Below are 26,248 nucleotides of genomic sequence, written 5' to 3'. Positions count from 1 at the left end.
GTCCCTGCCCGGGGCATGCCGACACCCCTTTTACAGGAGCACCCTTGAACGACACACTGCGCCGGCTCAACGACGCGGGGACCGCCGTCTGGCTGGACGACCTCAGCCGAGACCGCCTCGACTCCGGCGAGCTGGCACGGCAGGTAGGCGAAGGCCTGATCGCCGGCGTCACCACCAACCCGACGATTTTCCACCAGGCCATCACGGACAGCAGCGCCTACGACAGCCAGTTGGCCGCCCTCGCCCGGCTCGGCACCACCCCTGCCGACGCCCTGCGCCTGCTCACCTGCACCGACGTACGGCGCGCCGCGGACATCCTGCGTCCGATCCACGACGCCACCGGCGGGGTCGACGGCATGGTCTCCATCGAGGTCGCTCCCGGTCTTGCGCACGACACCGCGGGCACGCTGGCCGAGGCCCGGCTGCTCCACTGGCTGGTCGATCGCCCCAACGTCCTGATCAAGATCCCGGCCACGGACGCGGGCCTGCCCGCCGTGGCCGACTGCCTCGCCGAAGGCATCAGCGTCAACGTCACCCTGATCTTCGGACTTGCCCGCTACCGGCAGGTGATGGAGGCACATCTGGACGGACTGGAACGCGCTGCGCAGGCGGGCCACGAGGTCTCCCGCATCGCCTCCGTCGCCTCGTTCTTCGTCTCCCGTGTCGACGCCGCCGTCGACACACGCCTCGACAAGAGGGACACCGCGCAGACACGCGCACTGCGCGGCCGGGCCGCGATCGCCAATGCACGGCTCGCCTACGAACTCCACGAGCAGGTCCGCTCCGGGCAGCGTTGGCAGGCGCTCGCCGCGCTCGGCGCCCAGCCGCAGCGCCCGTTGTGGGCCTCGACGGGGGTGAAGGACCCCGCGTACGACGACACCCGCTATGTCGTCGAACTCGCCGCGCCCGACACCGTCAACACCATGCCCGCCGCCACCCTGAGCGCCGTCATCGACCACGGCGAGCCGCGCGGCGACACCGTGCGTGGCCAGTACGAGCAGTCCCGCAGCACCCTTGAGGAGCTTGGCGCCGTAGGCATCGCCCTCGACACGATCACGGAGGAGCTGGAGACCGACGGCGTCGCCCGCTTCCAGGACTCCTGGCAACAACTGACCGCCGACATACGCTCCGTGCTCGGCGCCGAGGAGAACCCCGATGCCTGAACTGCTCACCGACGGCGAGGGCCTCGACGACCTGTGCGTCACCACCCTGCGCACCCTGGCCATCGACGCGGTGCAGGCCGCGAACTCCGGCCACCCGGGTGCCCCGATGGCGCTCGCCCCCACCGCCCACACCCTGTGGCACCGCTTCCTGCGCTACGACCCCACCAGCCCCCTGTGGCCGAACCGCGACCGCTTCGTCCTCTCCGGTGGCCATGGCTCGGCGCTGCTGTACGCGCTGCTGCACCTGGCCCGGGTCACGGAGGTCACCGCCGACGGAAAGGTGTCCCAGCGCCCGGCCGTCACACTCGAAGACCTCCAGCGTTTCCGGCAGTTGGACTCGCGGTGCGCCGGACACCCCGAGCACGGCCTGACCACCGGAGTCGAGGCGACCACCGGCCCCCTGGGCACCGGTGTCGCCTCCGCGGTCGGTATGGCCGTCGCCGCCCGCTGGCTCGCGGCCCGCTACAACCGCTCCGGATATGAGCTGTTCGGATACGACACGTACGCGCTGTGCGGCGACGGCGATCTGATGGAGGGGGTCGCCGCCGAAGCCGCCTCGCTCGCCGGGCATCTGAAGCTGGCCAACCTCTGCTGGATCTACGACAGCAACCGGATCAGCATCGAGGGCAGCACGAGCCTGGCCTTCACCGAAAACGTCGCCGCCCGCTTCCGGGCGTACGGCTGGAAGGTCACCCGCGTCACCGACGCCAACGACCGGACGCGGATCGGCCGTGCGCTGGGCGTCTTCCACGCCGAGCGCACCAAGCCCACTCTGATCATCGTCGAGAGCAGCATCGGCTACGGCGCCCCGACCAAGCAGGGCACGGCCGCCGCCCACGGCGAGCCGCTCGGCGAGGACGAAGCCGCCGGTGCCAAGCGGTTCTACGGCTGGCCCGAGGACGCCCACTTCCTGGTGCCCGACGAGGCATACGCGCACATGGCAGCCGGCATCGCCGAGCGCGGGCAAGCACTGCGCCACGCCTGGGACGAGCAGCTGGAGGAGTACGCGGAGCAGTACCCGGAACTCGCCGAGGAGCTGCGCCTGATGCGGCGCGGGGAACTCCCCGCCGGCTGGGGGCGGGACATCCCCACCTTCCCCGCCGACCCGAAGGGCCTGGCCACCCGCGACTCCTCCGGGCAGGTGCTCAACGCGGTGGCCCGCAACGTGCCATGGCTGCTGGGTGGTTCGGCGGACCTCTCCCCGTCGACCAGGACGACGCTGACCTTCGACGGTGCCGGGGACTTCGCGGCGGACCATCCGCAGGGACGCAACCTCCACTTCGGCGTCCGGGAGTTCACCGCCGCCGCGGTCACGGGCGGCCTCGCCCTGTCGGGGCTGCGTGCCTACTGGTCGACGTTCCTGGTCTTCTCCGACTTCGCGCGCGGGGCGCTGCGGCTCTCCGCCCTCATGAAGCTGCCGGTTGTGCACGTCTTCACCCACGATTCCATCGCCGTCGGTGAAGACGGGCCCACCCACCAGCCGATCGAGCACCTCGCCTCACTGCGCGCGATGCCGGGCCTGGACGTCTTCCGCCCCTGCGACGCCAACGAGGCAGCCGAGACATGGCGTGTCATCGTGGGGCAGGCCGGCCGCCCGGCTGCTCTGGCCCTCACCCGCCAGGCCCTGCCCACCCTGGACCGTGCGGTATACGGCCCGGCGTCCGGCCTGGCCAGGGGCGGTTACGTGCTCGCCGACCCGGCCGACGGCGAGCCCCCGGAGGTGCTGCTGATCGCCACCGGCAGCGAGGTGCACCTCGCCCTGGAGGCGTTCCACAAGCTGGCCGCCGACGGCGTCCGTGCCCGCGTGGTGAGCCTGCCGTGCTGGGAGCTGTTCGAGCGCCAGTCCGCCACGTACCGGGACGAGGTGCTGCCTCCGTCGGTCGCCGCGCGCGTCGCCGTGGAGCTGGGGTCTCCCTTCGGCTGGGAGCGCTACGTCGGTCGGGACGGCGCCATCGTCGGGCTCCGTTCCTTCGGGGAATCCGCTCCGATGGACGTTCTGCTCACGGAGTTCGGCATCACCGCCGAAGCGGTCACCGAGGCCGCACGAGCTCAACTGGCCGCCGCGGGCTGACAGCCCGTCCCACAAGCGCGGTCCCCCCGCGTGGGCCGAGCGTCCCCGACCAGACGCTGTCCGGCCCACTGCGGGGGGCCGCCGTCTTCTCCCCGTATGGAGCGGCGCCGTCCGCCGGTTCCAGTTGTACCGCGCCCCGATCCACGAGTCGGCCACCGCCCGGCAGGACGCCTGGTTGATCTTATGGGGCGTACAGCGCCGTACCCCCCACGTACTGCCGACCCATCGCGCCGAGAAGGATCAAACCATGACGACGGCCGCAGCCCTGTCGCGTCAACGGCCGGCCGCCGCCCGCTTCCGGAGGATCACGCACATCCCCGCCGCCGCCGAGGAGTTCCTGTTCGGCGCACTCTCCCCGAGCGACTGCCGGTTCACCCTCACCGACCAACTGCCGTGCACAGAACTGCCGTACGAGGAGGGCGCCAGCCTGCCGCTCGATCTGCATTACGTCACGGAGGCCATGCACAGCATCTGCGAACTGGTCGCCGGCCGCGTGCCATGCTTCGCCGCTCTCGGTCAACTGGCCGTCGCCCGAGCCGTGGTGACCGTCGAGGGCGGCGAGTTCTGGCGCTGCGCCACCCAACGGCGCCACTCCGTCATGGAGTCACGGCTACGAGGAACCTTTCCACCCGCTGAACCGGCCACCCTGCAGTGCGACGCCACCCTCCTGGTCCAGGGCAAGCCCTACGCCTCCGGGTTCCTGCTGCTGCGGGAAGCGGCCGTACCCGAGAGCACAGGGAAACCGCCCCGCCGGCTGCCCTCCCGGCGGCCGGCTCCCGCCCAGGTGGCCCGCTGCGACCCGCGCAACGTGGTGCTCGCCGATCCCCGCTTCGACTCCCACGGCGTCATGCTCGCCGACATCGCACCCGATCCGGCCAACACCGCCTTCGACCCCGTGGCCACCTCCCGGGCCCGGATCACCATCACCGTCGAGGCCACCCGGCAGGCCGCCGTACTCGCCGCCGCGGAACTGCACGGATTTTCGGCCGCCCACTGCATACCCACCCGCTGGAGCGCCGAACTCCCCGAAACCCAGGTGTTCCCCGACATGCCGGCGCGGTGCCGGGTGGTCGCCGGCCCGGTGGTCCGCGATGCCCTCGGGCGCCCCGAAACCACGATGAGCATCGTCCTGTCCAGCTCAGACGGGGGCCCGGCCGGGGCGGTCACCGTCACGCTGGCCCAGGACTGCTGACCGATGAGATTTCGGCTCCTGGGGCCGCTGGAGGTCCACCCGCAGGTCCCCTCGGCCGCCAAGCAACGGACCATCCTGGCCCGCCTCCTGATGGACGCCGGCCGCATGGTGTCCACAGACAGCCTGATCGAGGAGCTGTGGGGCGCCCAAGCGCCCCGCACCGCCCGCAGCACCCTCCAGGTCTACGTCTCCCAGCTGCGCAAGACGCTCGCCGTCGGCGGTGCCACGGCGCTCCTCACCCGGGCCTTTGGCTACCAGCTCGATCCGGGGGCCGGTGAACTGGACCTGCACTGCTTCCAGGAACTGAGCGCCGCAGGTGACCGCTCGTACACGGCCGGCGCATACGAGAAGGCGGCCGGCGAACTGACAAGAGCCCTCGCGCTGTGGAGGGGCCCGGCCCTCGCCGACGTGCCGCAAGGGACGTATCTGCGGGGCGCCGTGGACCGGCTGGAACTGCTCCACCTGGACGTTCAGGAACAGCGGATCTCCGCCGACATCTGGCTCGGCCGCCATCGTCAGGTCATCTCTGAGCTGACTGCGCTGGCCCGCGCCCACCCGCTCCGCGAGTCGCTGCACGCCCACCTGATCGTCGCCCTCTACCGTGCCCAGCAGACATCCGAGGCCCTCGCCCGGTACGCCGCCCTGTGCACCCAGCTGGCCGACGAACTGGGCACCGATCCCGGCCCGGCGCTACGCGAGCTGCATCTGCGCATCGTACGGTCGGCGGAGGTCCGGCACGTCGAGGAGTGCCTCACCCCACGCTCCGCCCCGATCGGGATCACGGTCCTGCGGGGGGCGGACCCGGCACCGCTACCGACCGCACCCGTCGGGCACCTGCCCCGTATGCCCAAGGTCTTTGTCGGCAGGGGCAAGGAGCTGGCCGAGGCCGAGGCTGTCCTGCGCGACCGCCGGCCCGGCATCCTCGTGGTCACCGGCGGCCCCGGCGTGGGTACTTCCACCGCCGCCGCCGAACTTGCCCACCGCACCGCTGGTGCCTTCCCGGACGGCCTGGTCTTCCTCTCTCTCCGGTCGCCCGACGGCGGCCACATGACGACCGGCCGGATCCTGGCGCTGCTGCTTCGTAAATTCGCCCCCGAGCGCGCCGGACGGTACGCCGTCCCGGAGCTCGGCGTGCAGGAAATGGCGGACCTTCTGGCCACCGTGCTGGAGGGACGCCGGGTGCTGCTGGTCCTGGACGACGTCCACCACGAGGCGCAGGTCCGCCCGCTGACCGTGACCGATGCGACCCTGCTGCTGACCACCCGGCGCCCCGCGCTCGCTCTGGAGGGCGCCGTGTGTGTGCCGTTGGGGCCGCTGACACCGGACGACTCGGTGGCGCTCCTGTCCGGTGCGGCCGGCGGGGGGGCCGACGCCGTCCGGCAGGACCCGGAGACGGCCGGGGCCATCGCCGCGTATTGTGAGCACCTGCCCCTGGCGCTGCGCGCGGCGGCCGCCTGGTTCGGAGCCCACCCCTCCTGGCCGGCCCGCGTACTGCTCACCCGACTCCGGGACCCCGCGACCCGACTGGATGCACTGGCCGTCGGCGACCTCGACATACGCGCCCGACTGACGGCCGCTGCCGATGAACTCCCGTCCCACGTCCGCAGGGCCTTCGGCCTGCTCTCCCTCGCCCCGTCCGGCGGTTTCGAGGCATGGGCCGCGATCGCCCTGCTCGACGAGCCGACGCCGCACCCTGCGGACGAGCCCACCCCGTCTCGCGAACCGGCCCCAAAACCGGCGTGGGGTGACGACGCCGCATTAGGCACCGTCGTCCGCGGCAAACCCGCGCCGCACGCCGTACGGGGCGAGAAGGCACTGGAGACGCTGTTCCAGACGCGACTGCTGGACGCCCGTACGGTGCCTGACGGACCGGTGCGCTATCGGATGAACGGGCTCGCCGGCGCGGTCGCCACCGAACTGCTGGCCCACGAGGACCCGGACGGCACGCGGACCCGGGCTGCCGTGGAGCGGCTCAGCGCGGCCTACACCGCCCATGCCTGGCGGGCCATGCGGCTCCTGCTGCCCAGCCGGCGCCCCGCCCGCCCGTCCGCTATCGTGCCTGACCAGCCGGGCTTCGCCAGCGCCGCGGCGGCGCTGCTCTGGTTCCGCGAGGAGTGCGACGCCCTCGCGGACCTCACGGGCCGGGCACACGAAGCGGGCCTGTGGACCTGGACCGGCGCGCTGGCCGAGAGCCTCGTCGGCTACTGCGAGGCGGGTTTCCTCTGGAAGACCTGGTCCCGGGTGAGCGTGCTGGCCCTGGACGCCGCTCGGCACGCCCGGGACCCGCGCGCCGAGGCGATCGCCTTGTGCTCCCGCGGCAGCCTGGCCTGGCAGCGAGGCCAGGCGGACCTCGCCGCCGCCTGCTTCGACCTGGCCTACCGCCGCGCTCGTCAGGCGTCCCACCGGCACAGCGAGGTCCTCGCCCTGATCGGCCTCGCCGACACCGAATACGGCTGGGGCCACTTTCTGTCCGCCCGTCACCTCTATTCCAAGGCCCTCGCCCTCAGCCACACCGAGAACCATCAGCACAGCACCTGCGACGCGTTGCGCGGACTGGTCCTGGCCGAGGCCGCCGAGGGCCACCTCCCGGCCGCCCTCAAAGCACTCAGCACCTGCGCCGGCATCGCACGCGCTGCAGGCGACCGCCGTTGGTCCTGTTTCCTCGAACGGCTCGCCCACTGGCTCACCACCGACTTCCGGTCCGGCGGCCCCATCGAGGTGCGCCCCGGCGTCTGGCACGTGCCCGCCCATTCCGGCTAGGACCAGGCTGAATCGCTCCAGGCTTCGATGCCGGGCGGGTTGTGACGCGCTGACGGTCTGTCGGCGTGTGCCTGGTGGTGACGGCAGGGCGTTCTCGGCGGCTGTTGCGGATGGTGAGGTGCGTGCGGGGCCCACCACCACGGTGGAGCCGTCGCGCTTCTCCCACTGGATGATGCCGCCGTGGTTGTTGTCCGGCGCGGTGTGCACCGCCGTCACCTCGGCCCTGCCGGCCCATGGCCGATGCACCTACACGGTGGGCAGGGTACCGCCGTCGATGACGTGCTCGGCCCCGGCAATCCCAGAGGCACGGTCGGAGCTGAGGAAGGCGACGAGCTCGGCCACCTCCGCGGTCGTCACCGGCCGGCCGAGGGGGATCCCGCCGGGGTACAGCGCGTCGGCGATCTGCCGCAGCACGGTGGCCCGGTCGGTTCCCGCATCGTGAGCGAGCCGGTCGGCCGCCTCTTCGGTGGCGGGCGTCAGGATGAAGCCCGGGGCGACCGAGTTGACGCGGACTCCGGCCGGCGCGACCTCGGAGGCGAGTCCCTTGCTGTAGACGGTCAGGGCGGCCTTCGCGGCAGACAGCGCGATGCTGTTCTGCGGCGTGTCACCGCCCATCGCACCCAGCCGCACGTTCGTCAGCGGCATACCACGCTGGATGGTGGTGACGTGCAGTACGACACCGTGGCCGGCCGCGACCATGCCGGGCACGAGAGCCCGGTCCAGACGCACGGCGGCCATCAGCGCGATGTCCAGGATCTTGGTCCATTGCTGGTCGTCCACATCGGCGAAGCCGCCTTGCGTCAGGCTGGCGCCGACGTTGTGGATGAGCACGTCCAGGCCGCCGAGGTGATGGCGTACGTGGTCCACAACGGTCTCGATGCCGGAGATGGTGGACAGGTCGGCCGAGACGAAGAGCGGGTGCGCCGCGTCGGACGGAGGCGTGGTGCGGGCGGTCACCAGGACGGTCGCGCCGGCCCGGCTGAGGCGCTCGGCGATCGCCGCTCCCAGGCCTTGAGTACCGCCGGTGACCAGGACCCGTTTGCCCCGCAGGTTCTCGTCGGGGATGTGGTCGCTGAGGGGAGAGGCGTGGGTCATTGCGGTCCGACTTCCGTGTGCGCGCCGGTGCGAGCACATCGCGCGCGGCGCCTGGGGCGGTGGATGGGTGACGCGAGGGCCGGGAGGGCGAGTTCACCGGCCCCCGTACTACTGGGCCGGCGAACTCTGCGCGAGCTGCGGCAGCAGACGTTCGGCGTTGCGGGTGGTCAGGGTGTGCCACGTATCGGGTGACGGCTGTTCGGCTGTGTCGAGGGAGGCGATCTGCGCGCTCACGCCGAAGCCTGGGGTCCAGCAGTAGTCGGAGCCGTACAGGATGCGATCAGAGCCGAAGCCCGCGGCCAGAGCGGGGATCTGCCGGGGGAAGGGGGTGCCGGCCATGTCGAACCACAGGCGGCTGATCTGCTCCGGGACGGTTTGCTCAGTGCTGTCGGCCTGGCCGGTGTCGCCGAAGACGGTGCGGAACAGTTCCATGCGGTCGGCGAGCAGGGGGACCGCGCCGCCACTGTGGGTGAAGATCCACTGAATGCCGGCATAGCGGCTGATGACGCCGTTGAAGACGAGGTCGCTGATGGCACGTGCGGAGTCGAAGATGAACTCCAGCATGGGCCGGGGCCGTCCCAGGGCCACGGCATCGGCGTGCGGGGGAGAGGTGGGGTGGACGAAGACGACACCGCGGCGGCGGTCGAGTTCGCTCCACAGCGGTTCGTAACGTGCATCACCGAGGTACACCCCGCCGGTGTTGGTGGTGACGGCCACGCCGTCGCTGCCCAGGACATCCAGGCAATGGGCGAGCTCGCTCAGGGAACCCTCCACGTCGGGCAGGGGCAAAGAGGCGAAGTGGCCGAACCGCCCGGGATGCCGGTGCCGTGCCTCGGCCGCGTACTCGTTGACCGCCCGGCTCAGGAGCCGGGCGGCCTGATCGTCACCGAAGTGCACGCCGGGCGACGAAAGCGACAGCACGGAGGTGCGGATGCCGTGGCGGTCCATCAGCTGGAGGTGTTCGGTGGCGTCCCAGCGGGGCCAGTGCGGCATGCCGTCGGGGTAATGGTGCCCCGCCGACCGGGCCGCCTCGACATACTGCTCCGTGACGAAATGGGCGTGCAGGTCGATGAGGAGACCGGCCGGCGTGGGCATGGGGCGATCCTTTCAAGGTGCTGCGCCGCAGCGGGAAGAGGTACTGCCTCCGTCCCGTGCCGCGGACGGGGCGGGTGGTGGTACCCGTTTCAGCGGCCGAGAAGCTGGGGGATCCTGGCAGCGACGGAGCAGCGCTCTGCGAAGCCGAGGACCTGCAGGCAGTACTCGTGGCCGACGACGCTGTCCGCGACGCCGTGCGCGGAGCCGGCGAAGAGGGCTGCGTCAACGTAGGGGGAACTGGTCAGCAACGCGGCGGCGAACTCGTCGACGAGGTCCTGCCGGACGGTCCACATGGTGTCGAACTCGCCCAGGCGGTAGTGGACGGGAACGGTGATCGAGGAAGCGATGCGCTGCCACTCCCGCACCCAGCCGCCGACGACCTCCATCCCCTCGGCCCGCAGCACGGGCTCCAGAATGCCGGGCATGGCGTGGAGGCCGAACTGATAGGGGGCCAGGGCCCACAGGGGCGGCATGGTCAGCTGGGCCTGCAGCTTCGTCATGTCGGTGCGTTCTTCGACGGCGCTGGAGCGCCAGGCGTTCACCACGTTCTCCCGCGGAAGCTGGCCGATGTCCGCGGCGGCCAGACCGAGCAGCGGCCAGCCGGGCTGGTCCTGCTCACTCCACAGGGAGGCCAGATGCAGGCTGATGGCGGCGCCGATGGAACACCCGACCACGACGACACCAGGTGCGGTCTCGCGGTGACGTTCCCACAATTCGGCGATAGCCAGGTCGAGGCGCTCCGCGTGGGCCCTCATCCCGCCCGTGTCGGTGTCGGGCGGGAAACCGAGCGTCTCGTTGCCGCCGTAGCCGGGACGATTGAGCGCGTAGGAAGGGAATCCGTGATGCGCGGCCCGCAGGATCTGGGAGTGCCCGGGAATGTCGAAGCTCTTCGCGGTGGCTCCCCCGCCGTGCACGAACACCAGCACGGGCATGTCCGTTGTTTCGTCAGGCAGTGCGGCGACCCCGGTCGTTTTTCCCTTGAGCAACGAGACGTCGCTGGTCAGAACATGCATGGAGAACTCCTGAGTGGGGGGGACGGCGCCGCGCGGGCACCGCCCGCGAACATGGCCCTAACCTAAGAGCACGTGCCATACAGAGGCATCAGGTATGCCATTGAGTGGAACAAAGGAGCAAGAACGTGCCTGACAGGACCTCGCCCAGCGAACCATCCCCCCTACGGGGCCGCAGGCCCCCGCAGGGGGACGCGGTCATCGACAGGGCCTTCGCGCTGCTGGGCGCCTTCGACCCCGCACACCGGGTCCTGTCCCTGGCCGACCTGACGCGCCTGACCGGCATGCCACGCAGTACCACGCTGCGCCTGGCCAGGAAACTGACCGGCACCGGCGCGCTGGAACGCCGCGAGGACGGCCGGTACACCATCGGCCTGCGGCTCCTGGAGATCGCCTCGCTGGCGCCGCGCGGCCACGGCCTGCGCGCCGTCGCCATGCCGTTCATGGAAGACCTCTTCCATGTCACCCGTCAGCACGTCCTTCTGGCCGTACGCGACGGCGACGAGGCACTGCTGGTCGAGCGGCTGTCCGCCCACGACGCCGACCCGGTGCTGTACCGCGTCGGCGGACGTATGCCACTGCACTCCACAGGCGTCGGCCTCGTCCTGCTCGCCGGCGCACCGCCATCCGTGCAGGACCGGGTTCTGGACAATCTCCCCGCTGAGGGGGCTGATCGGCGCACGCAAGGACCGGCAGAACTGCGCCGGGTCCTGGCCGAGGTGCGCCGCGGCGGATTCGCCACCGTGACACTGACCACCCCGTGGCCACGAACCTCCGTAGCCGCACCCCTCCACGGTCCCGACGGCACGGTCTGCGCCGCCCTGTCCGTCGTCATACCCAGCGCGACCGCAGACCACAAAATCGTGACACCCGCCGTCCGTACCTGCGCGCGGGCGATTTCACGCGAGCTGTGCAGCACACCTTGCGAAGACAAACCCCACCCCTTCACCGGTTGAAACGGGCAGCCGTCGCCCGAGGTCCGTGGAAGCCTGCCGGAGCCCCGCTGGCTGCGAACCCCTTCGTGTACTGTACGTACAGTAAATGAGAGGCGTCGTGGCGTCGCTCGGCGCAGGCAGCTGTGTCCGTGCCTGGCGCGTCCCTCCTCGGCGGTGACCTGTCGTTCCGTCGGCTGAGCGGGAAAGCCCACTCCTCACTGCATGAAAGAAGCCACAGGCAATGAGTACTTGGATGGTTACTGGAGCCTCCCGCGGATTCGGCGCGCGGATCACGCGAGCCGCCCTCGAGGCCGGGCACGACGTCGTGGCCACCGCCCGCGATCCGCGGGTGGTCAGCGCTCACTTTCCCGACGCGGGCGACGCGCTGCTCGCTCTGCCCCTGGATGTCACAGACGAGGACCAGGCGCGGGCGGTCACCGCCGCGGCGACCCAACGGTTCGGCGGCATCGACGTCCTCGTCAACAATGCGGGCCGAGGCCTGCTCGGTGCGGTCGAGGAAGTTTCGGACGAGGCGGCCAGGGGGGTGTACGAGACGAATGTCTTCGGCACCCTCAACATGCTGCGCGCTGTCCTGCCGGGCATGCGCGAACGCCGCTCGGGCCACATCTTCAACATAAGTTCCGTCGGCGGTTTCACCGGCGCTCCCGGCTGGGGCGTCTACGCCTCCACCAAGTTCGCCGTGGAGGGCCTGTCCGAAGCGCTCGCGGCCGAGACCGCGCCGCTGGGTATCAAGGTGACCGTGGTCGAACCCGGCCTCTTCCGCACCGACTTCCTCGACGGCTCCAGCCTCCACACCGAGACGAACGTCATCGACGACTACCAGGCCACCGCGGGCGGCACCCGGACCTTCGCCACGGACCGCAACCATGGCCAGCCGGGCGACCCCGCCAAGGCGGCCCGCATCATCGTCGGCCTCGGAGGCAGCGAGAAGGCCCCGCTGCGCCTGCAACTGGGGGCAGACTGCGTGGCCCGGGTGGAGGACAAGCTCCGATTCGTGCAGAGCGAGTTGGACCAGTGGCGCGAGGTGGCCATGAGCACGGATCACGACGATGTCGCTGCCGGCTGAGCCGCCCTCCGCGGTGCCCGCGCCGGCGGTCCACCCCCGCAGCGTGCGTGCGAGAGAAGCGGTCCTGGCCGCGGCCGCTGAGCTGCTCGCCGAGGGCGGAATCGCGGGGGCGACGGTCGACGCCATCAGCGCGCGGTCGGGTGTGAGCAAGATGACCATCTACAAGCATTGGCCGTCCCGCACCGCCGTTGCGGCCGAGGCGTTCGGCCGCCGGATGGCCGATGCGATCCCGTTGCCGGACACCGGGGACGCAGCCGCCGACCTGCGTGAACAGGTGCGCCGCGTGAGCGCCTTCTACGCCAGCGACACAGGCCAGGTCTTCCGGCAGCTGCTGGCCGCGTGCGCCACCGATCCCGAAGCGGCCCCGTACTTTCGCACCTACTTCCTCCAAGCCCGCCGCGAAGCCATCGCCCTGCTGTGGGACCGGCTTGCCACACAGGGAAAGGCCCGTGCCGGCGTCAGTGCGGAGACGGCGACTGACATCCTCTTCGGCCCACTCATCTTCCGCCTGATGAGCGGGCACGCCCCGCTCGACGAGGAACAGGCCGACGAGATTTCCATGGCGGCTCTGAACGGACTGATCGGCCCCGACACGTAGGCGGTGGCGGTGCGCAGTGCCTCCGGATCCTGCCCTCGGTGCCGATGTCGGCGAGTGCGGTGAACATCGCCCACCTCTCTGGCTGGTGTGGTGAGCCGGAGACCTCAGGGAGCGATACCGACGCCGTCGATGAGGCTCCAGGACTTCTCCTGGGCGGCGGTCATGGCCGGCCAGACGAGTCCGCCCGACCGTGCATTGACCCGTGAGGCGTAGGAGCTCGGGTGGAAGCTCGGGTCGTAGAGGCAGCCGGTGCCGTATGTACGGTCGAACCGCGCGCAGGATGCCGCGATCGACTGGGGCGTCGGCTTCTTTCCGGTGCGCACCCACCTGTCCAGGGTGGAGATGGAGTTGGCGTACTCGGAGTTGCTCAGTGCGCTGTGCTCGCTCTCCTTGGTGAAGGTCTGCACCAAGTACTTTGCCCGGTGCGCGCCTTGGAGGGTGGCTCGGTAGGCCGCCTCGTGTTCGACGAACGCCGTTGGGTCGTCGATCGCGTGGAGGGTGAGGACCGGGATGTCGACCTTGCCGGTGAGGTCGCTGTCATAGGACAGGTCCCGTACAGCGGTCGGGTCGGCAGAGAACCGCTCGACGCCGGCGTTGAGCGCCTTGTCGTCATGTGAACCGGAGTACCGCACGCCCTGGTTGCTGAACGGATTGCGGTCGCCGAGCCGGTTGTGCACGATGTCACGGAAGGTGAAGGTCGCGAACTGCAGATGTGACTCCAGGGTGCGCTCGGGGATCTTTGTGACGGCGAGGATGTCGTCGAGGTTGCGCTGCTGCAGCGCGGTCCGATCCTGCGGGGCGGAAGCGTATCCCGTGCATTCCTGCAGGCGGGCGCGGAGCCCGGCGGCTGTCATGGTCGAGCCGGCGCGCAGCCCTTCCCACAGCGGGTACTGAGGCTCGCTGGGACGGGGGTGGTTCCGGCAGTAGTACTGGTAGACCACACGCAGGTCGACCCGGTAGTCGTATCCGCGTGAGCCGCCGCCGAGGACGCCGCTGGTGAGCAGGGCTCCGTCGTAGGGGCCGTCTTTCTTGCCGTAGAGTTCCACGACCTTGGCGGCGACGTTCCCGCCCCAGGACTGGCCGTGCACGTAGGTTCGCTTCGGCTTGCCGAACTCCTGGACGAACAGGCGGCGCAGGTTCTCGGTGTCGGCGGCCGCCATCCGGGTGCCGTAACCACCGCGGCGATAGGACGAGCCGGCCCAGGCGTAGCCCTCGTCCACCATGACCGACCAGCGGTCCAGATCATTGATGCTGCGGGCAGGGTCGGAGCCTTCGCCGAGGTCGGGACCGCCGTGGGCGTGCACGACGAGCGAGCCGTTCCATGTCTTGGGGATGGCGATCGCGTAGTAGGCGCCGTTCGCATCCTGGCCGGTGTAACACGTGGCCCTTTCCGCCAGGCTTGACGGGCATGCGACGGATGCCGGATGGCCCGCGTCCGCGTGGGCGGAAGGTGTGCTCGTGAGTGCGCCGATGACCACCCCGGCAAGACAGGCGGCCAGCCCCACGCGGCGCTGCTTACCGGATCGGAACCATCTGGGGATGCGTGCGAGCGTTCTGGACCTGTCCAAGGTGCGGCTTCCTGTCCTCGTGGGCGCACCGTTGCGCCGCGAGTTGTGATGCTAAGAAGGCTGCAGTCGAGGGGCCACGCTCTTGATCATTATGTTCATAGTGTTCGCTCAGCAATGCGCTGACCCGCGGCCTGCATCTCTCAGCCGGCCGGCCCGAGCCCGCGGCCGTACGCAGTCACACCCACTCAACTCCAGCGACATCAGCGCCATGCTGCACGGCACGGCCCTGCCTTCCTGGGAAGCCGTTGACCACCTGCAAGCCCCCGTTTCTCCAGCCCGCCCATTGAGGCCTCCGGATGACACACCACAACTGTCGTTTTGTCGTGTGAGCCGCCCCGAGTTTCGTAGCGGCCGATCGTATGTGTTCAGGCGGCGTTTGGGGTGGTCATGGAACGTTGGTAAGCCGCTTCGAACTCCTCGGGTGGGAGGTGGCCGAGTGCGGAGTGCAGGCGTTCGGTGTTGTACCAGCCGACCCACTGCATGACGGCGCGTTCGACCTGGCCAGCGTCCCGCCAGGGACCTTGATGTTCGATCACCTCGGCCTTGGGGGTGCCGTTGAGCGCCTCGGCCATCGCGTTGTCGTACGAGTCCGTGACGGAGTCCGCCGACGCGGCGGCACCGACGTCCATCAGCCGTTCGCTGTAGCGGATGGACACGTATTGGGCTGCCGCGATCACTGTGATGGTTCAGCCCCGATCCCTTCTTGATGCCCCGGCGCCACAGCGCCATCTCCAGGGCATCCAGGGGGAGATCGGTGCGCATATGGGTCGCGAGCTGCCATCCCACGATCATCCGCGAGTAGACGTCGAGGACGAATGCGACGTAGACCCAGCCGGACCAGGTGGGGATATAGGTCAGGTCCGTCACCCAGAGCTGGTTCGGCCGGGTCGCGGTGAAGAGCCGGTTGACCAGGTCCGGTGGCCTGGGAGCGGTCGACTCGGGCACCGTGGTGCGTCGTCGCCGGCCGCGGATGACGCCCTCCAGGTCGTTCTCGCGCATCAGCCGCTCGATGTGCAGCGGGCCGCGGTGACTCCTTACCGGCCGTCTTGGACCGCATCGGCGCCCGCTGCTGCCCGCTGACCGGCACTCGGCCGGTGCCGTGTGAGACGACCATCCGCCGCATCCTGGCCCGCGTCCGCTGTTGAGGCCACGTGTTTTCGATCTGTGGGCTGCGACGAGCTGTGTCTGCGTTCCTGGGATGGAGAGCGTTCCCTCCTTCCGGCCGGGGAGGTGCCGCCCCGGCCGGGGGGTGTCCGTCGTGCCCCGGGTCAGTGCGCGGCCTGGAAGGCCCGGCCCGCTGCGGTCGTCGTCGTGCCGTTCGTGAAGAGGCCGCTGCTCGGCTTCGATGGGTCGGCGCCGAGCCCGAACCACGCATAGCGCTGGAGGTGGGGAAGGGAGTCGAGGGCTTCGGTGGATGCGGTGATGAAGGCTGCCTGCTGCGCCGGAGTGGGGAAGCGGGTCCCGTGGGAGAAGTCGATCAGCGCGTATTCGGTGAGCCAGATCGGCTTGTGGTAGCGCTGGTAGACGGACTCCAGGTACGACCTCAGCTGATCGACGGCCTGTGGGGTGCGGAAGTCCCCTCCGTACCAGTGGAGCGTGATGAAGTCGACCTGGTACCCCCTGGCCGCAGCACCGGACATGAAGCGGTCCAGCCAGCCGCCGGGGACGTCCGCGCCCGTCGCTACCGCCGGGCTGCCCAGGACCTTGCCGGCCTTCATGAGCCGCGGCCACAGCTCCAGCGCCTGCTCGACCGTCATGTTCGACTGCTGGGCCATGTCGGGCTCGTTGAACCCGAGCAGGTAGGGGCCGTGCGCGCGGGCCTGGGCGAGGGAGGCGTCGGTGACGGAGGCCGCTCCCCAGATCATGGGTACGAAGGTCGCCGACGGCGGTGTGGTGACGCCCGGATGCTGGGTGGCCCAGGTGTAGTACCAGCTCGCCCCGGATGCGGCGAGCGCCTGGCTCGCTCCGTTGAAGGGCCACACGCCTACGCCCTTCTTGGCGGAGGAGGCGACCTGCACCGGGGCCGCGGCCCCGGCGGTACGCGTCGGCTTGGAAGTCGGTGCCGCCGTCCGCGTCGGGGACGTGCTGGGTGAGGCGGACCGGACACCCGAGGGGGAAGGGCTCGGGGACGCAGTGACAGCAGGCGTGGGCGGAGTGGGCAGTGTCGTCTTCGCGGCCGGGGCAGAAGAACCAGGCGTCAGATGGGCCGCGACCAGTACGGCCACCGCGACCAGTGACACCGCCGCGCCGCCGAGGACCGGCTTGGGGATGGTACGTGTCGCCCTTCGGTCGGGCCGGCGCGCCGGGCGTCTGCGATTCGCCCGATGGCTGCGCCCGACTCCCGCCGCACGCGCGGGCTCCGAGGAGCCGCCGGTGTTGGACGACAGCCCGTGGTGGGTGCCGAGGTCCGAGGGGGGCGTACCGCTTCCGGTGACAGCGGAGAGCACGCGAGCCGGGTCGAGGCTGGTGGGAAGGGCGAGCAGGGGCAATCCGCTCAGCAGGCGGCCCATGGGGACCAGCTTCCGGTCCAGGCCCGCGCAGACTGGGCAGTCGCGGATGTGGCGGGCGAACCGCTTACGCCACAAAGGGCTTGGCGTGCCATCCCACGTCGATGCGGTTTCGTTGAGCTCGGAGCAGCCCGGGGCGGCTCCCAGGCCGCGCACCACCAGACGTGAAACCTCCATCTGCTTCTTCATACGCTGCACACGCACGCTCGCGTGACGGGCTGACAGCCCGAGGGCGGAGGCGAGTTCGGCCCGCTCCAGCTCGCCCGTCTCCTCCAGCCACCACAGGGACAGCAGTTCCTGATCGTCCGGGTCCAGCCAGCGCGTGGCCTCGGCAACCTCACGGCGCTGCTCGGTCAGTCCGAGACGCAGGATGGTCAGGCCCGCGAAGTCCAGCGCGGGGTCGGGTATCGCCTCCGCCTCCTCCAGGCGCGTATTACGGGCGCGCGCCGTGGTCCTGACACGTTCACGGTCCCGTACCTGCCTGATGGTGATGGCTACAAGCCAGGACCGGAACGCGGAGGGTTCCTGCAGTTCCGGCAGTCCTCGCACCATGCGCAACAGCGTCTCCTGTACGACGTCGTCGACATCGGCGTGACCCTTCAGGGCCCTGCCGACGATGTTGTAGACCAGCGGTAGGCACTGAGCCACCAGATGATCCAGGGCCTGTCGGTCACCGGCGCGCGCCGCCATCACCACCCCGGTGCCGGGTCCACTCCGGTGAATCTTGAGCATGTAGGTCCATTCCTCTGCGTGTGGGTCCAGCCGTGGCAGCTTCCCCGGCCCGCAGTCCGGACCGTGAGGACGCTCCCTTGAACGGAGACCGCCGGCGCACACGCGGACAACAGAAAGTTCGGCAGGGGGGTTTGAATTTGTGTTGTCAGGCTGCCGCCGACACGGTCACCGATACGTGCGCACGCACCCGAAGAGCACGAGGAAGGCACAAGGATGGCACGAGGACGCAGTCGACACGGCGCGAGACCTCCGCGACACCGCTGGTGGTACGCCGGGGCAGCCGCCCTCGCGACGGCCGCCACGGTCCTGATCACCTACAGCGTCTGGTCACCGTCCGGGACCAACGGCAATCCCACGGCGGACCGGCAGGTCGCCGCCGGAGAACCCACGGCCACCGCGTCCCCGTTGCGGACGCCGAGAAGCTCTCCCTCCCCGTCGACATCGCCGAGCCACAGGCCCTCTCCTTCCGCCACGGCGAGCGCGTCGGCGCACAGCGGGAGCAAGGCAGGGGGTGGGAGCAAGGCAGGGGGCGGGGCGGGCACGTCCGCGCAGCAGCCGTCGACCGCGCCGGCGGGCAAGCGCCTGATCACGGTCGTCAACCGCACCCAGAAGACGGTCTGGGCGGTTGTCACCAACACCTCGGTCTACCCGGAAGGCCGCAAGCTGGCGCCGGGCCGGAGCCTGTCGCTGACCGTGGCGAACAACTGGGGCGGACGCATCTGGGGCCGGACGGGATGCACCTCCACGGCAGCGGGGTTCTGCGCGACCGGAGACTGCACCAGCGTCTGCAACGGCGCCAACCCGCCCACCACCCTGGGTGAGTTCTCCTTCAACGCGTACGCCGGCATGGACTTCTACGACGTGAGCATGGTCGACGGCTCGAACCTGCCCATGTACATCAACATCTCCCACACCACGACCGCCGACCCGGTCAGCCCCGCGGGATGCTACAAGGGCGTCTGCACCACGGAGGTCAACTGTCCCAGCCGAATGCAGGCCGTCTCCAACGGCCAGGTCGTGGGCTGCAAACCGCCGTGCGCAGCGTTCGGAGGCGACACATACTGCTGCCTCAACAAGTGGGCGGGCCGCGAAAACTGTGTCCCCTCGAAGTGGCCGGTCGACTACACCCAGGTCTTCAAGAAGGCCGCGCCTTACGCCTACTCGTACGCCTTCGACGACGGGGCGACGATGCCGTGCAAGGGCGCCTGCTACTACCGCGTCACCTTCGGCACCACCGGCTAGCCCCGCACCCTCAAGGCGGTCAGGCCGCTGTGAAGGGGTGTGCACAACAAACGGCTTTGTCGCACTTTCGGCTCCGTCGCACTTTCGGCGGTGACGGAATGCGAGGTCATGCCAAGAGGATGCGGTGGCGGGGGATCGGGAAGTCGGCTCGACCGTACATCTGCCGCGCGATCAGCTTCGTCTTGGTGTTGGCGCCCTTGGTGGGGCCGTTGCCGTAGGGGAGAGCGAGCCCGGCCAGGACTGCCTCGCGGTCTTGGCCGAGGCCGTTGAGAAAGGGGGCCGGCTCGGCGTCGAGGTGGACTTCCCCTTCGAGCAGACCTGCTGCGGCCAGCCGCAGTACAACACCGGCTACCGCCGGGAGACCGAGCCGCTGGTGCGCCGCATGGCCAAGGCGTTCGACGACTACGACTACGTGGTGGCCCCGTCGGGCTCCTGCGCGGCCATGGTCCGCGACAACTGTCCGCGGCTCGGCGCACGCGCCGCCGCTGAGGGGCGAGGCAACGAGTCGGCGACCAGGCCCGTTCGCCGGCCGACCGGGTCCACGAGTTCACCGAGTTCCTGGTCGACATGCTGGGCGTGACCGACGTCGACGCCTACTTCCCCCAGGCCCACGCGTCCAGCACCCGGTGGTGCTGCTGATGCTCGAACGGTTCGGCTCTCCCGCCCAGCTGAGGAAGGCCGGCCGGAATCCGCTACCTGGTGTGCTCGGCACCGTCCCGGTCCCGTCCCGCCGCTCGCCGGCCAACCCCCTGAACGTTGATCTTCCGGTCGCGGTGCCACCGGACCGCGACCCGTTTGGCGGTGGCACGAACGCCCTTTCGTACGGCGCGCACCGGACCCGAAGGGCCCACCACAGGGGAGGGAATGATCCTCGTGTCCCTCTGGTTGCAGAGGGAGTGGTCGTGGAGGGGACAGTGTCCCCGGGCCTCACCTATAGCCCATGAGGACGATCGTTCGGCTGAAGCCTCATGGAGCCTTTCGCCGCGTAGGCGACCGCCCTTCACGATCACGCACACGTTCAGCCCCGGCCAAAATCCGCCGGGGCTGTGTGCGTCATGGGTCATCGGCCGGAAGGGCCGGGCGAGCTCCTCCGCCGGCTGCCGGCCCAGTTTTCGTTGTCCACGACCCCACACGCCGTCTCCTGAATGTGGGCCTCAGCCGACCCGCCATGACTCGGCGGTGCGCGGATGCGGACAGGACAGGAGAAGTGAACATGGATCATTCCCCGCCGTCGAGGCGCCGACGGAGTCGGCCGACGGGTGCTTCCGGAGGGCGAAGGCGCGTGTCACGGCGCCCGTTGACCGCGCGCGGCGGCGTACGCGCGGCCGGTGTGGCCGTCTTCGCCTGCCTCGCATTGATGACAGGCGTGCTGTTCGCCCGCACGCAGACGGACACCGGGCCGAGAGGGGGCACCGTCTCCGCCGACCGGCCGTCCGCGCCGAGCACGGTGGGTGCCGGGGGAGCCGCCCTGCCCCGTGCCTCCGCCCGTGCTTCCGCCAGTGCCTCTGCCTCGCCGCGGCCCTCCGCTTCCCCGAACGCCCTTCCGTCCGCCACGGTCCGCGCTTCGAAGTCCCCCACCGTCAAGAAGCCGCCGGCGGCCGGGCCCGGCGAACGGACCATGACGCTGGTCAACCGGCTCGACCAGACGATCTGGCCCGCCATCGCCGCAGACCCCGTGCACCCGGTCAAGGCAACGGGCTGGGTCCTGCCGCCCGGCGGCAGCCTCAGCTTCACGATCCCGGACCACTGGGACGTACGGGTGTGGGCGCGCACCGGCTGCGACTTCGACGCTGCCGGTAACGGTCACTGCCTGACCGGTGACTGCGGGCACTTCCAGTGCGGGCGGACCTGGGGCGAGTTCCCCTCGACACTCGCCGAGTTCAACCTCAACGCCTGGACCGGCATGGACTTCTACGACGTCAGCCTGGTCGAGGGCAACAACCTCCCGATGTGGATCAACAGTTCCGGCGGCACCTCGCACGACAAGATCGATGCCAACGGATGTTCGGCCGCGGGCTGCACGCACGACGCCAACGCTACGTGCCCCGCAAAGCTCCAGCGCATCCGTGACGGCCATGTCGTGGCCTGCCTGAGCGCCTGTTTGGTCTTCAAGACGGACCAAACCTGCTGCACGGGCCCCAACGCCGCCCGGCCGCAGTGCGTTCCCTCGTCCTGGCCCGTCAACTCTGCCGCAGTCTTCAAGAAGGCGGAGCCCTTCGCCTATTCGTACGTCAATGACGACGAGACGAGCGTGCTCACCTGTTCCGGAGAGTGCGACTACCGCATCACATGGGGAGCCAGTACATGACCTGCCTTCAACGAGGAAGAGAGTGACAGGCTGGTATCGAGTGACGTCCGATGAGGCCCCCGTTCGTTGACAGCTCGGTCATGTCACGGCGATACGATCTGCGTCGGCCAACGGGCCGTTCACGGCTTCACCGGCTTCCCGTCATGAATCCTGCATCGTGACAGAGGCCGGCCTGGACTCGTGCGAGGCATGCCATCGCTACCTGGACGGGGGCCTTGGAGAGCGTCTGTGAACTGGGCCAGCAGGTGAGGCGGTTGCTGAGCTGCCAGGTGGCGGCTGTCCAGATCATGGCTTCGTGGGTGGCTGGGAGGGTCTCGTAGTCGCGTACGAGGTGGCGGAACCTGGTCAGCCAGGCGACGGAGCTTTCTACGACCCAGCGGCGGGGGAGCAGGACAAAGCCCTTGGCCTGGTCGGGGCGCTTGACGATCGCCACGGCCAGGTCCTGGATGCTGCGCGCGTCGCGGACGAACCGGCCTGTGTACCCGGCGTCGGCCCACGCCGGGGTGATCGTGGAGAACGCCTGGCACAGCGCGGCGGTGATGCGGAACGCACCGTCGCGGTCCTGCAAGGAGGCGGTCGTGACCACGACGGTCAACAGCAGCCCGCCGTGTCGACCGCGACGTGCCGCTTGCGGCCCTTGATCTTGTTCCCGCCGTCGTACCCGCTGCCGGCGGTCGGGACGGTGTCGGCGGCGCGGACGGTCTGGGAGTCGATCACGGCCGCGGTCGGCACTGGGCCACGCCCATCGGCCAGACGAGCACGTACCTGATGAGCGCCCCCACCCAAGCCGATGCCGCGCATACGAACACATCCCGGCGAAGACCGCAGGTGGCGAGCCGACCACCATGCGCCGGTGGATGCTGCTAGGAGCACGTGTGGGCCAAACCGCTCAACGAGGCCAGGCTGGTCGACATCACCGCTGATGTCCTCCCTGCTTCCGGGCCCCGGGCACACACCGCAGAGCCCCTGCTCCTGCATGCCTGTCGGCCCGTCTGCATCGCAGCTCTGTAACCACGCGGCAGCTTACTCCCGTGGCGTAGCCCTCTGCGCAGCCGGATGTCACAACTCCCCTCGAAATCAGCACTGTTGTGGTGCGTGTGCCGCGACTTCTTCCCCGACTGGGACGAGTCCCTGAACACCGCCGTCTCCCTGCTACGCACCGAAGCCGGCCGCGCTCATCACAACACCGACCTGACCGGCCTGATCGGCGAACTCGTCACGCGCAGCGAGGAATACCGCACCGCCTGGGCCAAGCACAACGTGCGCCTGCACCACACCGGCCGCAAATCCATCCGCCACCCCGCCATCGGCGTCCTCATCCTGGACTTCGGCGCCATGGAACTGCCCGTGCAGCCTGGCCTTACCCTCACCGCGTACACCGCCACGTCCGGCACCCCGACTACGACGCCCTGCAGCTCCTTGCCGGCCGGGCCGCCACCGAGAACCCTTCGCCCAGGGGCAGCCATGGCCCCGCCGACGGCAGAACCGGTGAACACGGTGCTGTGATCGGCCAGCGCCTGATGCGCGAGTTCTGCGGGAGGCCCCGGGGTGATCACGTATCCCTGGGGCGCCGTTGGTTCGTTCAAGATCCAGTGGAGTTCCCGTTGCCGAAGGTCCAAGCCTCGATGTCGCGGTAGTGGATCGGTCCGCGGCTACGGCCGACGTTGCTGCCGACCAGGTGCAGACGTTCGGCAGGCCATCGGCGGCCGGTGAAGCCGGCGAACCCTTCGGCGATTTCTCCTGCCGAGGATCGATCTCCTCGGCGGGCACGGGCCAACGTCAGATGGGGGCGCAGGGGTCGATCCTCGAAGGCGACACCGCAGTTTTTGACGGCGGTACGCACGTTGGCGGCGAGCATGTGCAGCTCATCGAGGTCTCCGTCGATTCCGCTCCACAGCACCCGGTCGTCGAAGCTTCCGCTGCCGCGCAGTGCCAAACAAAGTGGTTGGTGGTCCGCTGCGAGGTTGGCAAGAGGCGGTCGCAGGAGCGGAATTGTCTCGGCCGGGAGCTCCCCCAGGAACGCCAGGGTGATGTGCCAGTCTTCAATGCGGTTCCACCGCATGTGAGGGTGTGTGTCATAGGCAGGGCGCAGCTCCCGGGCTAGTTCTTCTTTCGCATGGTCGGGCGGGGCGAGGGCGATGAACACGCGAAAGGTCGCGGGCTGAGTCTGATCATTCACACCGGACTTCGTACCGCACCCGGGTCGTGGATGCGACAGCCCAGGTACTGCAGGAGAGGCGCTCGCGGTCGCGATGCCGAAGAAGCCGCTTCTGGCGGGCGGCGACAAGGCCGAGCCCGAGCCGCTGGATCACAGACCAGGGAAGCGGACGGCATGGGTCTCCTGCCTGCTGACTCGGCACGACCGCGTCCCTGTCGACCGTCCACGAACGACACGCCTGAGACATTCCTGAGACGACCCGCGATCGCCCGGAACGCGATCTTGGCATGTCGCCCGCGCTGATCGCGATCTGCCTGTTGGACCGACCGACCGGCCGACCGCGACCACGATGATTCTCTCAACCCGCCCTGCCCTCACCGCAGTTGCTCTCGGCGTGGTGGATGGCCCGGACGGCCGTGGCTCCGTGGGGGGCTCTCAACTGCCCGGAGTTCGGTGGGCTAGTGTTCTGGCATGTCCAAGATCTTTAAGAAGTCTTTCGAGGTCCGCTGGGACGACGTCGACCTAAACGGCCATCTACGCAGCACGAGGTATTCGGAGTATGCGAGCACTGCGCGCCTGAGCTTCCTCACGGAGTCGGGGTGGGACGTTCGTGCGCTGCAGAAGGAGGGCTTTGGTGCTGTCCTGCTCAGCGAGGAAGTTACGTACCTGCGTGAGGTTTTCCTCGCTGAGCAGGTCAGCGTGTCATGCCAAGTCGTGGGGCTGAGTGCGGACGGTGCGCGGTGGCGAATCCAACATGCGGTGTCCCGGGAGAATGGGGACGAAGCCGCTGTCGTGCGCTCGCTTGGCGCGTGGATTGACGTTCGCGCCCGGAAAATCAGCGCACCACCGTCTGGACTCCGGGCCACTTTCGAGGCCGCTCGATCCGATGATTGCGAAGTCATCGGCGACCGGCCCTGAGAGTCCCATGATGGTTGCGCTGACAGACTCGCGGTGTCGCTGACCGGCGGGAACCGTAACGTGGTCACCCAGTTGCTGCCACCGCGCACGGGTGGCCGGACAGCGTTGGATGCTGCCGCAGGTCAAAACGGTGATCGGCGGCCGCTTCCACAAGAGTTGGACCGTGCAAGGGGCGCACAAGCCCCGCTGGTGTGGCACAGGTTCTCCTGCCAGGTGCCGGCCGGACGGGCCGAGGAGCGGCAGCAGGAGACAGCCTGCGGACGGGTGAAGGAGACCTGGCCGCAGCCGGCTTCCCGTGAGGGTTCATTGCTGGTCGAGGACGATGCGGATACCGGTGGAGCCGTGCGTGCCGTTGCGCAGGCGGCTGCTGAGGAGAGTCAGGCGGCCGACGATGCCGTATTTGCGGGTGATGAGCTTGCGGTAGCGGGCGGTGGTGTCGGGATCACAGATCTCGGCGGTGGCAGGGACCTGGTCGCCGAGGGGGTTGCCTCGCAGGTCGCAGGGGCCGACGAGGATGTCGCCGCGGGCACGGATGCGCTTGACCTTGTAGGAGTCGGCGGGGGTCCAGATGCCGAGAGTGTCGCCGTCGCGTACGACCCAGACGGGGGTGGGGACGGGGCTTCCGTTCTTGCGGTAGCTGGTGACGAGCAGGTACTTGCCCGCGCCGAGGCTTTCCAGTGCGGTGGCGCCCATGTCGAAACGATCTCCTGGTCCTGAGGGTGAAGGCGTGGCGGTGGCGGTTGTGCGGAGAGAGGCGGGAGTGGGGGAGGCGCGGTGCCGGCAGCCGCCGCCGTGTCCGGGCCCGGTTCCCCGACGGGGCGGGGTGCGAGCGGGTGGGCGGCGGCTGCCGTGGGGGAGTCAGAGGTTGTTGCGCAAGAAGCTGTCGATCTTGGTGACAGCGGGGGTGACGAACTCGGGGAGGTCGTAGAAGTCGAAGTGCGTGCCGTCCTCGATCAGGAAGAGTTCCTTCGGTTCCTGGGCGGCGTCATAGGCGGCCTGGCTCTGCTGGAGAGTCTCGGCCTTGGTGCCGGCGATGAGCAGCAGAGGGGTGGGCGCGAGGAGTTCGATGGTGTCCAGGGCGGAGAACTGGGCCATCTTGTCGTACGACCACAGCAGCATCTTGTTGTTCCAGGCGGGGTCCTGGTTGCGGTCGCTGAGGTAGAACTTCTTGCCGTTGTTGACCCATTCGCCGCCATCGCCATCGGGCATGAAGGGCACGTACTGCGCTTCCGCGCCCTGCGCGTACACCTCGCGTGCCAGGGCTGCGGCGCCCATGGTCTGGCGCCAGTCGCCCGCGTAGCCGCTGGTGATGGTGGCGCGCAGGTCGGGCAGGCCGCTGACCGTCGCGACCGCCTTGATCCGCCGGTCGGCGACCGCGGCGTAGGGGACGTAGCCGCCTCCGCCGCACACGCCGACCGCCGCGATCCGCTCCCGGTCCACCTCCTCGCGGCCAACGAGGAAGGTCACCGCGTTCTTGATGTCCTCGGTCTTCGCGTACGGGTCCTCGTCGAAGCGGGGAACTCCCTCGCTGTCGCCATAGCTGGTGTGGTCGAACGCCAGGGCCGCATAGCCGAGTTCGGCGAGCCGGGTGCCGTAGGCCGCCGGGGACTGCTCCTTGGTGCCGGAGGCGGCTCCGACCACGACGACGGCCGGGAGAGCGCCGGTGCGGTTCTCGGGGAGGTAGAGGTGGCCGGCGAGGCGGTTGCCGTGGCTGTCGAAGGAGATGTCGAGACGCATGACTGATTGCCTTTCAGGGGAAGTTCTCTCGGGCTCGACAATGAGTATTCGGTGGTAACGCCACTCTGACCA

General features: G+C 69.6%; 19 protein-coding genes and 4 pseudogenes. 12 read left to right on the top strand and 11 right to left on the bottom strand.

Annotation, left to right across the window (positions count from 1 at the left end; translation table 11 throughout):
* Positions 1 to 44: 44 nt before the first annotated feature.
* The 4 genes from tal to ACFZDJ_RS28395 all read left to right on the top strand — a co-directional run bounded on the left by tal (position 45) and on the right by ACFZDJ_RS28395 (position 7,186).
* Positions 45 to 1,163, top strand: coding sequence for a transaldolase (tal, locus tag ACFZDJ_RS28410; protein ID WP_391062933.1), 1,119 nt, complete (start codon positions 45 to 47; stop codon positions 1,161 to 1,163).
* Entirely contained in the window at positions 1,156 to 3,234 is a 2,079-nt protein-coding gene (gene tkt, locus ACFZDJ_RS28405) for a transketolase (protein ID WP_391062930.1), read from the top strand. The genes tal and tkt overlap by 8 nt, the downstream gene beginning before the upstream one ends.
* A 247-nt stretch (positions 3,235 to 3,481) precedes the next feature.
* Positions 3,482 to 4,426 carry a hypothetical protein gene (locus ACFZDJ_RS28400; protein ID WP_391062927.1) on the top strand — a complete coding sequence of 315 codons (945 nt, stop codon included), beginning with the start codon at positions 3,482 to 3,484 and terminating at the stop codon, positions 4,424 to 4,426.
* A 3-nt stretch (positions 4,427 to 4,429) separates the two neighbouring features.
* Positions 4,430 to 7,186: a BTAD domain-containing putative transcriptional regulator gene (locus ACFZDJ_RS28395; RefSeq protein WP_391062923.1), complete on the top strand. Its 2,757-nt coding sequence runs from the start codon at positions 4,430 to 4,432 to the stop codon at positions 7,184 to 7,186.
* 246 nt (positions 7,187 to 7,432) lie between these two features.
* On the opposite strand, the gene ACFZDJ_RS28390 is transcribed toward ACFZDJ_RS28395, so the two are convergent.
* The 3 genes from ACFZDJ_RS28390 to ACFZDJ_RS28380 form a co-directional block, all read right to left on the bottom strand.
* Positions 7,433 to 8,281 carry an SDR family oxidoreductase gene (locus ACFZDJ_RS28390; RefSeq protein WP_168516075.1) on the bottom strand — a complete coding sequence of 283 codons (849 nt, stop codon included), beginning with the start codon at positions 8,279 to 8,281 and terminating at the stop codon, positions 7,433 to 7,435.
* Positions 8,282 to 8,389: 108 nt separating this feature from the next.
* A complete protein-coding gene (locus ACFZDJ_RS28385; RefSeq protein WP_391062920.1) occupies positions 8,390 to 9,376 on the bottom strand; it encodes an amidohydrolase family protein in 987 nt (328 codons plus the stop codon).
* A gap of 89 nt (positions 9,377 to 9,465) precedes the next feature.
* Positions 9,466 to 10,389: an alpha/beta fold hydrolase gene (locus ACFZDJ_RS28380; RefSeq protein ID WP_391062917.1), complete on the bottom strand. Its 924-nt coding sequence runs from the start codon at positions 10,387 to 10,389 to the stop codon at positions 9,466 to 9,468.
* Between the two features lie 125 nt (positions 10,390 to 10,514).
* On the opposite strand from ACFZDJ_RS28380, the gene ACFZDJ_RS28375 reads away from it, so the two are divergent.
* The 3 genes from ACFZDJ_RS28375 to ACFZDJ_RS28365 all read left to right on the top strand — a co-directional run bounded on the left by ACFZDJ_RS28375 (position 10,515) and on the right by ACFZDJ_RS28365 (position 13,006).
* The gene (locus tag ACFZDJ_RS28375) at positions 10,515 to 11,342 is read left to right on the top strand and encodes an IclR family transcriptional regulator (RefSeq protein WP_168516080.1); all 828 of its coding nucleotides are present in this window, start codon (positions 10,515 to 10,517) and stop codon (positions 11,340 to 11,342) included.
* Positions 11,343 to 11,562: 220 nt separating this feature from the next.
* The gene (locus ACFZDJ_RS28370) at positions 11,563 to 12,408 is read left to right on the top strand and encodes an oxidoreductase (RefSeq protein ID WP_168516082.1); all 846 of its coding nucleotides are present in this window, start codon (positions 11,563 to 11,565) and stop codon (positions 12,406 to 12,408) included.
* Positions 12,409 to 12,451: 43 nt separating this feature from the next.
* Positions 12,452 to 13,006, top strand: coding sequence for a TetR/AcrR family transcriptional regulator (locus ACFZDJ_RS28365; RefSeq protein WP_248297517.1), 555 nt, complete (start codon positions 12,452 to 12,454; stop codon positions 13,004 to 13,006).
* 104 nt (positions 13,007 to 13,110) lie between these two features.
* Here the strand turns inward: ACFZDJ_RS28365 and ACFZDJ_RS28360 are convergent, their stop codons facing one another.
* From ACFZDJ_RS28360 to ACFZDJ_RS28345, 4 genes and pseudogenes are all read right to left on the bottom strand, one after another.
* The gene (locus ACFZDJ_RS28360) at positions 13,111 to 14,511 is read right to left on the bottom strand and encodes a hypothetical protein (RefSeq protein WP_391062912.1); all 1,401 of its coding nucleotides are present in this window, start codon (positions 14,509 to 14,511) and stop codon (positions 13,111 to 13,113) included.
* Positions 14,512 to 14,939: 428 nt separating this feature from the next.
* Positions 14,940 to 15,251 carry an integrase core domain-containing protein gene (locus tag ACFZDJ_RS28355; RefSeq protein WP_391062909.1) on the bottom strand — a complete coding sequence of 104 codons (312 nt, stop codon included), beginning with the start codon at positions 15,249 to 15,251 and terminating at the stop codon, positions 14,940 to 14,942.
* A gap of 37 nt (positions 15,252 to 15,288) precedes the next feature.
* Positions 15,289 to 15,573: pseudogene (locus ACFZDJ_RS28350) on the bottom strand (DDE-type integrase/transposase/recombinase); the annotation flags it as partial.
* A 269-nt stretch (positions 15,574 to 15,842) separates the two neighbouring features.
* The gene (locus ACFZDJ_RS28345) at positions 15,843 to 17,813 is read right to left on the bottom strand and encodes a sigma-70 family RNA polymerase sigma factor (RefSeq protein WP_391062906.1); all 1,971 of its coding nucleotides are present in this window, start codon (positions 17,811 to 17,813) and stop codon (positions 15,843 to 15,845) included.
* A gap of 213 nt (positions 17,814 to 18,026) precedes the next feature.
* Here ACFZDJ_RS28345 and ACFZDJ_RS28340 point away from each other — a divergent pair, with 213 nt between their 5' ends.
* From ACFZDJ_RS28340 to ACFZDJ_RS28330, 3 genes and pseudogenes are all read left to right on the top strand, one after another.
* The gene (locus ACFZDJ_RS28340) at positions 18,027 to 19,055 is read left to right on the top strand and encodes a thaumatin family protein (RefSeq protein ID WP_391062903.1); all 1,029 of its coding nucleotides are present in this window, start codon (positions 18,027 to 18,029) and stop codon (positions 19,053 to 19,055) included.
* A 253-nt stretch (positions 19,056 to 19,308) separates the two neighbouring features.
* A pseudogene (locus ACFZDJ_RS28335) lies at positions 19,309 to 19,658 on the top strand (heterodisulfide reductase-related iron-sulfur binding cluster); the annotation flags it as partial.
* Between the two features lie 679 nt (positions 19,659 to 20,337).
* Positions 20,338 to 21,363 carry a thaumatin family protein gene (locus ACFZDJ_RS28330; protein WP_391062900.1) on the top strand — a complete coding sequence of 342 codons (1,026 nt, stop codon included), beginning with the start codon at positions 20,338 to 20,340 and terminating at the stop codon, positions 21,361 to 21,363.
* A 127-nt stretch (positions 21,364 to 21,490) separates the two neighbouring features.
* On the opposite strand, the pseudogene ACFZDJ_RS28325 reads toward ACFZDJ_RS28330, so the two are convergent.
* A pseudogene (locus ACFZDJ_RS28325) lies at positions 21,491 to 22,164 on the bottom strand (transposase).
* Positions 22,165 to 22,464: 300 nt separating this feature from the next.
* Between ACFZDJ_RS28325 and ACFZDJ_RS28320 the strand changes: the two are divergent.
* A pseudogene (locus ACFZDJ_RS28320) lies at positions 22,465 to 22,841 on the top strand (transcriptional regulator); the annotation flags it as partial.
* A 104-nt stretch (positions 22,842 to 22,945) separates the two neighbouring features.
* Here the strand turns inward: ACFZDJ_RS28320 and thpR are convergent.
* Positions 22,946 to 23,542, bottom strand: coding sequence for an RNA 2',3'-cyclic phosphodiesterase (gene thpR, locus ACFZDJ_RS28315; RefSeq protein ID WP_391062897.1), 597 nt, complete (start codon positions 23,540 to 23,542; stop codon positions 22,946 to 22,948).
* A 450-nt stretch (positions 23,543 to 23,992) separates the two neighbouring features.
* Between thpR and ACFZDJ_RS28310 the strand changes: the two genes are divergently transcribed.
* Positions 23,993 to 24,439, top strand: a complete 447-nt coding sequence (locus ACFZDJ_RS28310; RefSeq protein ID WP_391062895.1) for a thioesterase family protein — start codon at positions 23,993 to 23,995, stop codon at positions 24,437 to 24,439.
* Positions 24,440 to 24,742: 303 nt separating this feature from the next.
* Here ACFZDJ_RS28310 and ACFZDJ_RS28305 read toward each other — a convergent pair whose 3' ends face one another.
* Together ACFZDJ_RS28305 and ACFZDJ_RS28300 are read right to left on the bottom strand one after the other, a co-directional pair.
* Positions 24,743 to 25,132, bottom strand: coding sequence for a PPOX class F420-dependent oxidoreductase (locus tag ACFZDJ_RS28305; RefSeq protein ID WP_391062893.1), 390 nt, complete (start codon positions 25,130 to 25,132; stop codon positions 24,743 to 24,745).
* 165 nt (positions 25,133 to 25,297) lie between these two features.
* Positions 25,298 to 26,176: an alpha/beta fold hydrolase gene (locus tag ACFZDJ_RS28300; RefSeq protein WP_391062892.1), complete on the bottom strand. Its 879-nt coding sequence runs from the start codon at positions 26,174 to 26,176 to the stop codon at positions 25,298 to 25,300.
* Between the last annotated feature and the right edge of the window lie 72 nt (positions 26,177 to 26,248).

The sequence above is a fragment of the Streptomyces sp. NPDC007896 genome (assembly GCF_042959425.1).
GTDB lineage: Bacteria > Actinomycetota > Actinomycetes > Streptomycetales > Streptomycetaceae > Streptomyces.
The sequence above is the reverse complement of the archived record's forward strand: the minus strand, read 5'-3'. Positions and strand labels throughout refer to the sequence as shown.